General features: G+C 64.5%; 11 protein-coding genes. 7 read left to right on the top strand and 4 right to left on the bottom strand.

Features of this window, described 5'->3' with window-relative positions:
- Window positions 1-13 precede the first annotated feature (13 nt).
- Genes O3300_RS04930 through O3300_RS04915 form a run of 4 tightly spaced genes read left to right on the top strand, consistent with a single transcriptional unit; the run spans window position 14 to window position 3336 of the window.
- On the top strand, window positions 14-1060 hold the full coding sequence (locus O3300_RS04930; RefSeq protein ID WP_305052247.1) for an aminotransferase class I/II-fold pyridoxal phosphate-dependent enzyme: 1047 nt from the start codon (window positions 14-16) through the stop codon (window positions 1058-1060).
- Window positions 1044-1913, top strand: a complete 870-nt coding sequence (locus O3300_RS04925; RefSeq protein WP_305052246.1) for a hypothetical protein — start codon at window positions 1044-1046, stop codon at window positions 1911-1913. Before O3300_RS04930 ends, O3300_RS04925 begins: the two co-directional genes overlap by 17 nt.
- 34 nt (window positions 1914-1947) lie before the next feature.
- Window positions 1948-2598, top strand: a complete 651-nt coding sequence (locus O3300_RS04920) for a hypothetical protein (RefSeq protein WP_305052245.1) — start codon at window positions 1948-1950, stop codon at window positions 2596-2598.
- Between the two features lie 9 nt (window positions 2599-2607).
- The gene (locus tag O3300_RS04915) at window positions 2608-3336 is read left to right on the top strand and encodes an amidohydrolase family protein (protein ID WP_305052244.1); all 729 of its coding nucleotides are present in this window, start codon (window positions 2608-2610) and stop codon (window positions 3334-3336) included.
- Window positions 3337-3342: 6 nt separating this feature from the next.
- Here the strand turns inward: O3300_RS04915 and O3300_RS04910 are convergent, their stop codons facing one another.
- The 4 genes from O3300_RS04910 to O3300_RS04895 form a co-directional block, all read right to left on the bottom strand.
- On the bottom strand, window positions 3343-4680 hold the full coding sequence (locus O3300_RS04910; RefSeq protein WP_305052243.1) for a sigma-54 dependent transcriptional regulator: 1338 nt from the start codon (window positions 4678-4680) through the stop codon (window positions 3343-3345).
- 257 nt (window positions 4681-4937) lie between these two features.
- On the bottom strand, window positions 4938-7202 hold the full coding sequence (locus O3300_RS04905; RefSeq protein ID WP_099667615.1) for an arginine/lysine/ornithine decarboxylase: 2265 nt from the start codon (window positions 7200-7202) through the stop codon (window positions 4938-4940).
- Window positions 7203-7441: 239 nt separating this feature from the next.
- Window positions 7442-7927 (bottom strand): dihydrofolate reductase, encoded by a 486-nt coding sequence (locus O3300_RS04900; RefSeq protein ID WP_305052242.1) that lies wholly within the window; start codon window positions 7925-7927, stop codon window positions 7442-7444.
- A complete protein-coding gene (locus O3300_RS04895) occupies window positions 7924-8688 on the bottom strand; it encodes an alpha/beta fold hydrolase (protein WP_305052241.1) in 765 nt (254 codons plus the stop codon). Before O3300_RS04895 ends, O3300_RS04900 begins: the two co-directional genes overlap by 4 nt.
- Before the next feature lie 214 nt (window positions 8689-8902).
- Between O3300_RS04895 and O3300_RS04890 the strand changes: the two genes are divergently transcribed.
- From O3300_RS04890 to O3300_RS04880, 3 genes are all read left to right on the top strand, one after another.
- A complete protein-coding gene (locus O3300_RS04890; RefSeq protein WP_099667617.1) occupies window positions 8903-9478 on the top strand; it encodes a TerD family protein in 576 nt (191 codons plus the stop codon).
- Between the two features lie 243 nt (window positions 9479-9721).
- Window positions 9722-10975 (top strand): TerD family protein, encoded by a 1254-nt coding sequence (locus tag O3300_RS04885; protein WP_305052240.1) that lies wholly within the window; start codon window positions 9722-9724, stop codon window positions 10973-10975.
- 9 nt (window positions 10976-10984) lie between these two features.
- On the top strand, window positions 10985-12319 hold the full coding sequence (locus O3300_RS04880; RefSeq protein ID WP_305052239.1) for a VWA domain-containing protein: 1335 nt from the start codon (window positions 10985-10987) through the stop codon (window positions 12317-12319).
- Window positions 12320-12452: the final 133 nt, after the last annotated feature.

Raw genomic sequence — 12452 nt, 5'->3', positions numbered from 1 at the left:
GCGGGGCGCGTGCATGCTCGATTTTACCAGTGCGCTGTACCTGGGCATGCGCCATCCGGCGGCTACGCTGGCGCCGTGGAGCAGCCTGACTCAGGGACAGCCGGCCGCGCTGCAGGAGCCGCCCGGCGCGCAAACCCTGGCAGCAAGCCTGGCTGCGCTGCAAGGCTGCGAGGCCGCTTGCGTGCTGCCGTCGACCCTGCACCTGTTCTGGGACCTGTTCGGCATGCTCGCTGCCGAGCGGCTGGTGATCCTCGTCGATGGCGGCAGCTACGCCATCGCGCGTTGGGGCGCCGAGCGGGCGCAGGCGCTGGGCTTGCCCCTGCGGATGTTCCCCAGCGGCGAGATGGCGGTGCTGCGGCGCCTGGCGGCGGACTGGGGCCGGCAGGGGCGGCGCCCGCTGATCCTGGCCGATGGCTATGTGCCGGGCAGCGAACAGGTCTTGCCGCTGGCCAGCTACGCGGCCCTGGCGCGCCAGGGGGGCGGCTATCTGCTGCTGGACGACACGCAGGTGCTGGGCGTGATGGGCACGGCTGGTGGCGGCTCGGCGCGGCTGCATGGCTTGCCGGGCGGCTACGACAAGGGGGGCAGCCACCTGATCGTCGGCGCCTCGCTGGCCAAGGGCTTTGGCGTGCCGCTGGCCGTGCTGGCCGGCAGCGGCAACTTGCTGCGGCGCTTCGCGGCGCGCAGCCAGACGCGCGTGCATGCCAGTCCGCCTTCGGCAGCCGTGCTGGCGGCGGCGCGGCGCGCGCTCGCGCTCAATGCGCGCCATGGCGATGCCTTGCGCGCCAGGCTGGCGGAGCGGGTGGCGCAATGGAGGGCGGGGATGGCGGCGGCCGGCATCGCCTGCCAGGGTGGCAGCTTTCCCGTGCAGCGCCTGCCCGGCCGCGCCCATTTGCAACAGGTCTTGCGCGCAGCGGGCGTGCTGTCGCTGGCGCAAGCGGGGGACGGTCCCGGCGCGCTGACTTTTCTGCTGCGGGCCGACCAGACGTCGCGGCAACTGGAGCAGGCGATGGGCTTGCTTGAACATCACATCAGGAGGCGATATGAACGAAGCGTTTGAAATGCTGCCCTTTGCGGGGCAGCCGGGAGCGGCCGGCGAGCAGGAATGGCAGGGGGAGTGGTCTCTAGAGTGGTCGCAGGAGTGGCAAGGGGAGGAAGAGGGCGAGGCCGAATGGGAGGGCGAGCGCTGGGCCCCCGGTGGCGCGCGCGGGGGCATGCGCGGCGGCGGGCTGCGCGCGCGGCCTCCCCTGCGCGGACAGCGCCGTCCCGCGCCGCCGCGCTACCAGGCGAATCCGGCGCGCAGGCCGCCGCGTCCCGCACCGCCGCCCTTGCCCTATCTGCCGCCGCGCTACCGGGGCTGGGGCGGTTATGTGCCCCTCTACCCGACCCTCTATCCGCAGGCCTATCCCGTGGCGGAGCCGGCGTTTGGCGACCAGCCGGAACCGGAGCCGGGCATCGATGCGGGCCAGGGACAGGATCAAGGGCAGGGCCAGGACGATGGCGGGCAACAAGGTGAAATCCCGCCCACCCTGGCCGGCACCATGGGCCGGGTGCCGGAAGCGGCCGCCTTGACCTACCAGGCGCTGGGGCCGCTGGCCAATGCCTTGCGCGACCCGAATGGCCGCGGCCCGGGCCTGTACGTGGTCGAATTCGATGCGGGCGGACGGCGCCGCGCCTACAGCGGCCAGACGGACGATCTGCACCGCCGTTTGCTGCAGCACCGGCTGTGCGGCCAGATGATGGGCGTCGACTTGAGCGGTCACCAGGTGTACGTGGCGGCCCTGTCCTCGGCGGCGCAGCGGCGCCGCATCGAGCAGCGCATCCACGACGACATGTTCGCCAACCAGCGCGGCGTGCTGACCAACCAGCGGCGCGAACTGGAACTGGCCGTGCTGGGTGAAATGTGGAACTGACGACAGCGCTTTGACGACTGCGAAGGAGTACATCATGCATCAACTTGAATGTGAATGCGCGCAATGCCGCCAGCGGGCCGGCGCCGCGTTTGAAGTGCTGGAATTTGGCGAAACCTGGTCCGGCAAGGGGAGCGCCCCGGCCGTCTTCAGCGAAGAGGAAGAGCTGCAGCTGGCCATGGAATTGCTGGAAGTGTCCAGCGAGGAGGAACTGGAACAGTTTCTCGGCAACGTCTTCAAGAGCGTGTGGAAGGGCGTCAAGAAGGTGGGTGCTACCATCGCCAAGGTGGCCAAGCCCCTGGGCGGCGCCTTGAAGGCCGTGGCCAAGACGGCCTTGCCCTTTGTCGGCGGCGCCCTCGGTTCGATGATACCGATACCGGGCGTGGGCACGGCGCTCGGTTCGGCCCTGGGGCGCGCCGCCAGCAATGCGCTGGAACTGGAAATGGAAGCCGAGGCGCCGGCCGACCGCGAACTGGAGCTGGCGCGCCGCTTCGTGCGCATCGCCGGGCAGGCGGCGCGCCTGGCGGCCGACGGCGACGGCAGCGCGCGCGCCGTGGAAAGCGCGCTGACGCGGGCCCTGCACCAGCAACTGCCGCACTTCCGCTCGGCCGCGCCGCAGGGCGAGGACGAGAGCGGGCGTTGGCGCCGGCGCGGCAACCGCATCGTCGTCATGGGCGACTGGCAATAGCGCGGCAAGATGATCATCGACTGCCATTGCCATGCGGGACCGGGCGACGGCTTGAGCGGGCCGTGGGACGGCGATGCGCCGCTGCAAGCCTATCTGCGCCGCGCGCAGGCGGCCGGCATCGCCCGCAGCGTGCTGTTCGCCACCTTCCACTCCGATTACGCCATCGCCAACCATGGCGTGGCGCGCCTGGTCGCCTCCGATCCGCAGCGTTTCTACGGTTTTGCCTTCGTGCATGCGCGGCGCGACCGGGGCCGCATCCAGGATCTGGTGCGCACGGCCGTCGAGCGCTACGGTTTTGTCGGCATCAAGGCGCACCGCCTGGATGCGCGCATCAGCGGCGAAGTGTGCGACGCGGCGCGCTTCTTCGGCTTGCCCGTGCTGTACGACCCGGCCGGCGAAGTGGCCGTGGCCGAACTGCTGGCGCAGCAGTATCCCGACGTCGATTTCATCCTGCCCCATCTGGGCAGCTTCGGCGACGACTGGGCCGCGCAGCTGGCGCTGGTCGACCATCTGGCGCGCCACCGCAACATCCATGCGGACAGCTCGGGCGTGCGCCGCTTCGACTTGCTGCAGCAGGCCGTGCAGCGCGCGGGGCCGCACAAGGTCTTGTTCGGCTCGGATGGCCCCTGGCTGCATCCGGGGCTGGAATTGCACAAGATTCAGCTGCTGGGCTTGCCGCCGGCCGATGCGGCTTTGATCACGGGTGGCAATTTCTTGCGGCTGGCGCGGCTGGCTTGAGGCAGATCAAGGAGCGGTCGCCTTGCGGCGTATCTGCAGGGCGCGGTCGGTCACGCCCAGGCGGGCGGCGGCGCGCTGGTTGTTGCCGTGTTCCTCGGCCAGCACGAGGCGGATGGCCATGTCGGTGGCGCAGCGTGCGATGTGCGACAGCTTGCAGCCCTGAGCCAGGGCCCGCCGCACGGCCGCTTCGAAGTGCTGGTCGGGCCAGGGCGGCGCCAGCAGCCGTTCTTCGGGGGGCAGGGCGCCGATGGTGATGGGACCGGGGCCGCAATGGCGGTGCCAGATGCGCGTGACGGTCTGGCGCAGCTCGCGCACATTGCCCGGATAGTCGCGCAGCAGCAGGTATTCGCGCACGGCGGCGTCCAGCGGGGGCGGCTGCTGCTGGGCCAGTTCGGCGAGGAAATGCCGTGCCAGTGGCAAGATGTCGTCCTGGCGCTCGCGCAACGGCGGCGTCTGGCAACGCCAGCCGGCGATGCGGTAATACAGGTCGGCGCGGAAGGCGCCGCGCGCCACCTCGTCTTCCAGTGCGCGGTTGGTGGCGCAGACGAGGCGAAATTGCGTCGGTTGCCAGGTATTGCCGCCCACGCGCTTGTATTTGCGTTCCTGGATGGCGCGCAGCAGCTGCGCCTGCAGGGGCAGTTGCAGTTCGCCCACTTCGTCGAGGAAGAGCACGCCGCCGTCAGCCAGGGCGAAAGCGCCGTCGCGCGGTGCCGCCGCGCCCGTAAACGCGCCCCGTTCATGGCCGAACAGTTCGCTGCCCGCCAGTTCCGGCGACAGGGTGGTGCAGTCGAGGATGGTGAAGTCGCCCCGGCAGTTGCCCAGGCGGTGGACCAGTTGCGCCAGCAAATCCTTGCCCGTGCCCGTCTCGCCCGTGATCAGCATCGGGGCCTGGCTGAAGGCGGCCATTTCCACCACCTGGTGCAGCAAGGCGGTCCAGGCAGCGCTGCCGCCCACCAGTTGCTGGCGCACGGCGCTGGACGCCAGCAGCTGCGCCACGGCTTGCCAGCGCTGCAGGCGCGCCAGCACCTGGCCCGCATCGACGGCGCCGCCAGGCCACAGCAGCACATCGAGCGCGCCGGCCGCCAGCAGGGCCCGCTGTTGCGCGCAGCTGAGGGCCTGGCCGCAGGCGGCGATGGCCAGCACGCGGGCTTGGCTGCACAGCGCCGGCAGCGCTTGCAGCAGCGCCGTATTGGCTTCGGCGAACAGCACGATGCCCGTTCCATCTGCTTCGCCATCGTGCCGCCGGGCTATAGTTACCTGAGCCTGCTTCAAGGCCGTCGCCAGCATGGCGCCACTGCCAGCCGCCGCCTGCTGCATGATTTCCAGCCACACCTTGAGCGTCATAGGCCTGCCGTCACGAGGGCACGAGTCGCCCATCTTAGAAGCCCGATACCGCAGCCGTTTGATCTGGCACAAGCGTGCGCGGTAGCCGGAAATGAAAAACGCCGCCTGATCTGCATCAGGCGGCGCTAGTGAGCGCGGTTCCAGCAACGTCATCAAGCAACGTCACGAGAATGGCTAAAAACGTTCAGGGCAAGGCGCATTGCCGAAGACAGTACGAATAGTGCGGCTAGGCAATGCAACGCAGCCATGGACGATTTTTAGGCGTTCTCATCCATCTTGACGCAGTCGACGAAATATCCGCGTTTGCCATCGACTTCGCGTTTCACGAGGCCATGCACATCCGTCTCGAAGCCGGGGAAGCGCTCGTTGAAGTCGCGTGCGAAGCGCAGGTAGTCGACGATGGTCTTGTTGAAGCGCTCGCCCGGGATCAGCAGCGGGATGCCTGGTGGGTACGGCGTCAGCAGGATGGACGTGATGCGGCCTTCCAGTTCGTCGATGGCCACGCGCTCGATTTCGCGGTGCGCCATCTTGGCGAACGCGTCCGACGGCTTCATGGCCGGGATCATGTCCGACAGATACATTTCCGTCGTCAAACGGGCCACGTCGTAAGCCTTGTAGAAATCGTGGATTTGCTGGCACAGGTCGCGCAAGCCCATTTTTTCGTAGCGTGGGTTGGCCGCCGCAAATTCCGGCAGGATGCGCCACATCGGCTGGTTCTTGTCGTAGTCGTCCTTGAATTGTTGCAAGGCCGTCAACAGGGTATTCCAGCGGCCCTTGGTGATGCCGATGGTAAACATGATGAAGAACGAGTACAGGCCGCATTTTTCAATGATGACGCCGTGCTCGGCCAGGTACTTGGTGACGATGGACGCGGGGATGCCCGTGTCGCCGAACTGGCCATCCAGCGACAGGCCCGGGTTGACGATGGTCGCCTTGATCGGGTCGAGCATGTTGAAGCCGGGAGCGAGGTCGCCGAAACCGTGCCAGTCATCTTCGGCGCGTATCATCCAGTCTTCCTGCTGGCCCATGCCTTCGTCGTTGAAGCTGGCCGGACCCCACACCTGGAACCACCAGTCCTGGCCCCATTCCTGGTCGATCTTCTTCATGGCGCGGCGGAAATCGAGCGCTTCCATGATCGATTCTTCCACCAGGGCCGTGCCGCCCGGCGCTTCCATCATGGCTGCGGCCACGTCGCACGAGGCGATGATGGAATACTGCGGCGAGGTCGAGGTGTGCATCAGGTAAGCCTCGTTGAAGGCGTCCTGGTCCAGCTTGACCGTGTCCGATTCGCGCACGAGGATTTGCGAGGCCTGCGACAGGCCGGCCAGCAATTTGTGCGTGGACTGGGTCGAGAAGATCATCGATTCCTTGGCGCGCGGACGGTCCTTGCCGATGGCGTGCATATTCTTGTAGAAATCGTGGAAGGTGGCGTGCGGCAGCCATGCTTCATCGAAGTGCAGGGTGTCGATCTTGCCGTCCAGCATTTCGCGCAGGGTTTCCACGTTGTAGATCACGCCATCGTAGGTCGATTGCGTGATGGTCAGGATGCGCGGCTTCTTGTTCTTCGCTTCGCGCGCGAACGGATTCGCTTCGATCTTGCGGGCAATGCTTTCCGGCGTGAATTCATGCAGCGGGATAGGGCCGATGATGCCCAGGTGATTGCGCGTCGGCATCAGGAACACGGGAATGGCGCCGCACATGATGATCGAATGCAAGATTGACTTGTGGCAATTGCGGTCGACGACGACGATGTCGCCTGGCGCCACGGTCGAATGCCACACCATCTTGTTCGAGGTCGAGGTGCCGTTCGTGACGAAATAGCAATGGTCGGCATTGAAGATGCGCGCCGCATTGCGTTCGGACGCGGCGACAGGGCCGGTATGGTCGAGCAGCTGGCCCAGTTCCTCGACGGCGTTGCAGACGTCGGCGCGCAACATGTTTTCACCGAAGAACTGGTGGAACATCTGGCCGATCGGCGACTTCAGGAAGGCCACGCCGCCCGAGTGGCCGGGGCAGTGCCACGAGTAGGAACCGTCGTTGGCGTAGTGCACCAGCGCGCGGAAGAACGGCGGCGACAGGCCATCCAGGTAGGATTTCGCTTCGCGGATGATGTGGCGCGCGACGAATTCCGGCGTATCTTCGAACATGTGGATGAAACCATGCAGTTCGCGCAGGATATCGTTGGGAATATGGCGCGAGGTGCGCGTTTCGCCGTACAGGTAAATAGGGATGTCGGCGTTCTTGTAGCGGATTTCCTCGACGAAGGCGCGCAGCGACTTCAAAGCGTGATCGGTTTCCTCGATGGAACCGGCGCCGAATTCTTCATCGTCGATCGACAGCACGAAGGCTGACGCGCGCGATTGCTGCTGGGCAAATTGCGACAAATCGCCGTAGCTGGTCACGCCCAGCACTTCCATGCCTTCTTTTTCCATTGCGGCGGCAAGGGCGCGAATGCCCAGGCCGGACGTATTTTCAGAACGGAAATCCTCGTCAATGATGACGATGGGGAAACGAAATTTCATGCATGTCTCCAAAAAAGCAAGCCGCCCCTGACAGATGTGAAGGGGCGGACTAGGGCGCGACGGTCAGGCGGTAGTGCAACCCGGCAGCCACATAAAAAAAATAAGAACGGGATTCTCGCAGAAATGCGGCCTCTGCGGGAAAAAAATATCACCCCAAAGCGCCACAAGCTTGCGCTAGCGTGACGCAACGGTGTGACAGGGGTATTACAGCAACATTCTGTTAATCAACATCAACCTTATCAGGCTTTGCGTTGCAAGGTGACAAAGGCGTAAGGCAGGCCGGATTTCTCCGAAACATGCGCTTCGCGCGCGGTTTCTTGCCACACGGCATGATCCACGGCGGGGAAAAACGCGTCGCAATCGAACGTCTGGCCGATTTCCGTGATGATCAGGCGCTGCGCCAGGGCCAGCGACTGTCTATAGATGTCGGCCCCGCCGATGACATAGCCTTCGGCGCCGTCCAGCAGGGCGATGGCCGCTTCCAGCGACGGCGCCGCTTCCACGCCTTCATGGCGCCAGTCCGGATTGCGCGTGATGACGATATTGCGGCGGTTCGGCAGCGGGCGGCCGATGGAATCGAAGGTCTTGCGGCCCATGAGGATGGGGTGGCCCGTCGTCAAGCGCTTGAAATGCGCCAGGTCTTCCGGCAATTTCCACGGCAGGGTGTTGTCGATGCCGATGCCGCCTTGCTGGTCGGTGGCGACGATGATGGTCAGTAAGCTCATTGGTTCTGTGAAAAAGGTGGGGGCGAGGCCCGATGCCCGTCATTATCGTTGAAATTGCCGGCAGCCTCCAGATGCGCACGCATGGCTTGCGCCAGCGCGCCTGGCGCTTCCAGCGGAATCATGTGGCCGGTGTCGTCTTTGAGTATGTGCAAGGTGGCTTGCGGCAGGCGGGCGGCCATGGCGCGCAGGTCGTCGGGATCGACGAGCTTGTCGTCTTCGGCGCCCACGATCAGCACGGGGAAATCGAGTTCCGGCAAGCGCGCCATCAGGTCGGGGCGGTCTATCGTGGTGAGAAATTGTGCCAGCAGCACCTCCTTGCCCAGGTCCAGCCCCATCTGCTGGATCAGGCCCGTGATCGCGCCGTCCTGCAAGTGCGACGGGTGCAGCAATTCGCGCAGGCGCTGGCGCGTGATGCCCGTATAGGCATTGCGCTCGAGCATGGCGACGATGCGCTGGCGCGCTTCGACCTCCGCCGGCAGCAAACCTTTGGCCGAATTGGCGATCAAAGTGAGGGATTTCACACGCTGCGGATGCGCCAGCGCGTGTTCGAGCGCCAGGTAGGCGCCCAGCGAAAAGCCCACCAGATGGGCTTGCGGAGCGCTTTGGCTGGCGATCATCTGCTGCATCTGCGGGCGCGTGCGCGCCTGGTGCAGGGGCATGTGCCGCAGCTCAAAGGCGTCGCCCAGGGCAGGCGCCAGGTGCGACCACAGGCGTGCGTCGCACAGGGTGCCAGGAATGCAGTCGAGTCGTATATTGATCAAGGACAAACCTAGTGTGAAAAAATTTTTGTCGAGCGGCATTATCCGTCATTTTGCGCATGGGGACAGCGGCACGATTTTTCCGTATGGCATTATTTTCAATAGTGCGCGGCTGGCAAGCCGGAACTTTATGGTAGGCTCATGGCTCATCAAGCCGGCGTGCCGGCGACGTGACCTGAAACACCGAATGCAACCCCCACATTAAAGAGGAATTACCATGGCGATCAGTTTGCAAAAAGGCGGCAATGTCAACCTGAGCAAAGAAGCTCCCGGCTTGAAGAAAATCGTGATTGGCCTGGGCTGGGACCCGCGCGCCACCGATGGCGCCGCTTTTGACCTGGACGGCAGCGCTTTCCTGCTGAAAACGGATGGCAAGGCCCGTTCCGATGCCGATTTCATTTTTTATAATAACCTGAAGTCGGCTGACGGCTCCATCGTCCACGCGGGCGACAACACGACCGGCGGCGGCGATGGCGACGACGAGAAAGTGGCCGTCGACCTGGCCAGCGTGCCCGCCGACATCGACAAGATCGCCATCGCCGTGACTATCCACGACGCGGAAAATCGCAAGCAGAACTTCGGCATGGTGGGCAAGGCCTACATCCGCTGCCTGAACGGCGACAACGGCGCGGAAATCGCCCGCTACGACCTGTCGGAAGACGGCTCGACGGAAGCGGCCATGATCTTCGGCGAAATCTACCGCGCCGGCAGCGAATGGAAATTCAAGGCCATCGGCCAAGGTTTCAAGGGCGGACTCGGCCCGCTGGCACGCTCGTTCGGCATCAACGCCTAAGAGCTCCGGAAAACGGCCCATGGCCGCGTTGCGTCACCTCGCCGTACTATTCGTACTGTCTTCGGTGACGCGCCTTGCCCTGAACCGTTGTCCGAAGCTCTTTTAGCTTTGTATAGAACCCAAAACGGCAGTCCATGGCGGCGTTGCGCCGCCATGGACTGACTGTACATTCGTACTGTCTTCGGACGACGCGCCTTGCCTTGAGCCGTTGTCCGAAGCTCCCATACCTGAATAAATAATCGCATGGAAAACCTGATCAAGGGGCAGCGCCTGGCGCTGTCCGGCCTCGTCACGGGCAACGTCGTGCAACTGGGACTCGCCAGCGCTGGCGTGCCGCTGGACTTTGCCTGTTTCGGCCTCGACGCCAACGGCAAGCTGTCCGACGACCGCTACATGACTTTCTTTAACCAGCCGCGCACGCCGTGCGGCGGCGTGGAAGCGGCGGCGCCGTCCGGCGATGCGGCCGGTTTCAGCTATCAGCTGGACCGCTTGCCGTCTTCCATCGAGCGCCTGGTCGTCACGGCCGCCATCGATGGCGCGGCCACCATGGCGCAGCTGGGCAGCGGCTACCTGCGCTTACAGGACGGCGGGCGCGAGCTGGCCCGCTACACGTATGCGGGATCTGATTTTGCGCAAGAAAAAGCTGTCATGCTGGGCGAGTTCTACCGCAAGGACGGCGGCTGGCGCTTCATGGCCGTGGGCCAGGGTTTCAATGGCGGCCTGGACGCTCTGGTCGCCCATTTCGGCGGCGAAGTGGCGCAGGCGGCAGCGGAGCCGGCGCCGCCGCCCAAAATTTCCCTGTCGAAAATCTCGCTGACCAAGGCGGGCCAGACGCACAAGGTGTCGCTGCAAAAGGGCGCGGGCGCGCCGGGCAAGCTCACCGTCAAGGCAAGCTGGGTCGATAACGGCGATGGCGACGACGATAACGACGACCTCGATTTAAGAGTCGGCATCCTCTTGCCGAACGGCCAGATGCGCTTCATCCAGGCGCCCGATACGCCGGGCAGCTTCGACGTCATGCCGTACGTGCGCCACCTGGGCGACGTGGCGGGCGCATCGGGCAAGGAACCGGCCACGGAAACGGTGGAAGTCAATCCCGCGCTGGCGCAACAGTACGGCGGCACGGTGGGCCTCGTCTTCAGCGTGTATTCGGCGCTGGCCAATGGCGCCGTGTCGGTCGCTTCCATGCGGCCGAAGATGGTCATGCAATATGGCGAGCAGATCGTCGAGTGCGCGTTCGACTTCCGCCTGTCCAAGGCGGCCGAGGACGATTCCGTCTACACCTATGTGATCGGCATGGCGCGCATCACGCCCGACAGCATCATCCTCGAACCGTCCGGCAAGACGTCGGAACCGGGCAGCGAAGCCACGCCGTGGCTGAGCTGGCAGGGCGAGAACCTGCAACTGGCCTTCAACGGTCCCGTCGTCTTCAAGGGCGAGGACAAGGAAGACGAAGATGATTTTAACGCGGACAATCCGCGCCGCTATATCGCCTAGGAGGCACTGATGGAAACCTTGTCCAAGGGACAGCGCTTGCCGCTGGCCAATCTCGTTCCCGACGGCGTGCTGCAGGTGGGCGTCGCTGCGCAGGGGCTGGCGCTCGACGTGGCCTGTTTCGGCCTCGACGCCAACGGCAAACTGTCCGACGAGCGCTACATGACCTTTTTCAACCAGCCGCGCACGCCGTGCGGCGGCGTGGAAGCGCGCCCCGGCAGCGGCGGCGACATGGCCGAGTTTGCCTTGCAGCTGGCGCGCTTGCCGGCCGGCATAGACCGCCTCGTCGTGACGGCGTCCATCGATGGCGGCGGCGTGATGTCGCAGCTGCAAGCCGGCCACGTGCGCCTGCAGGCGGGCGGACGCGAGCTGGCCCGCTTCGCCTTCGCGGGTAGTGATTTCGCACAGGAAAAAGCCGTGATGCTGGCGGAAATCTACCGCAAGGATGGCGGCTGGCGCTGCATGGCCGTGGGGCAAGGTTTTAATGGCGGACTGGACGCGCTGGTGCGCCACTTCGGCGGCGAAGTCGACCAGGCCGCTTCTGCTGCCCCTGCGGCGGTTTCGGCCGTCATGCAGGCAAAGATCAACCTGGAAAAACGGGTCGAACGGGAAGCGCCGCAACTGGTCAGCCTCGTCAAGCAGGCGGGTGTGTCGCTGCAAAAAGTGGGTTTGCTTGACCACCGCGCCAAGGTGTGTTTGTGCCTGGATATTTCCGGCTCCATGGGACGACTATATAAAGAGGGGCTGGTGCAGCGCTTTGCCGAACGCATCCTGGCCCTGGGCTGCAAGTTCGACGACGATGGCGAGATCGATGTTTTCCTGTTCGGCAAGAATGTCCACCATCCGGCGCCCATGGCCTTGAGCAATTGCAATACCTACGTGGGCCAGGCCATACAGCGCCATCCGCTGGAAGGCGACACGCGCTATGGCGCCGCCATGCAGGCGATACGCGCATTTTATTTCCCCGATGGCGCCGGCGGCGAGCGCACGCGGCCCGTCGCCGCGGAATTGCCCGTGTACGTGATGTTCGTCACCGATGGCGGCACGAGCGACCAGGCGACGACGGAGAAACAATTACGCTGGGCCAGCCATGAACCGATCTTTTGGCAATTCATGGGCATCGGCAAGGGGCGCAAATCGAAAAGCAAGTTTCTCGCCGCCTTTGCCGATTCCGACTTCCCCTTCCTGGAAAAGCTCGACGAATTGCAGGGTCGCCTGGTCGACAATGCCAATTACTTTTCCGTCAGCTCGCCCGACGAGCACAGCGATGCGGAACTGTATGACTTATTGATGACGGAATATCCGGGCTGGCTGAAGCTGGCGCGCGGCAAGGGCTTGTTGAGGTAGCGCAAAGGTGGCGCAAAGGTCATCGGATGAGGCTATGCGACCACAAGTGCGAGAGATTTGTAAATTGAAGTAAATAACAATGGTTCGCATTTGCTTTGCTCCTTGCAATCGTGGCATGCTTTGAGAATGTGCT

Source organism: Janthinobacterium sp. SUN206 (genome assembly GCF_030587305.1).
GTDB lineage: Bacteria > Pseudomonadota > Gammaproteobacteria > Burkholderiales > Burkholderiaceae_D > Janthinobacterium > Janthinobacterium kumbetense.
Note: the sequence above shows the minus strand (reverse complement) of the source record. Positions and strands in the feature narration are given on the sequence as shown.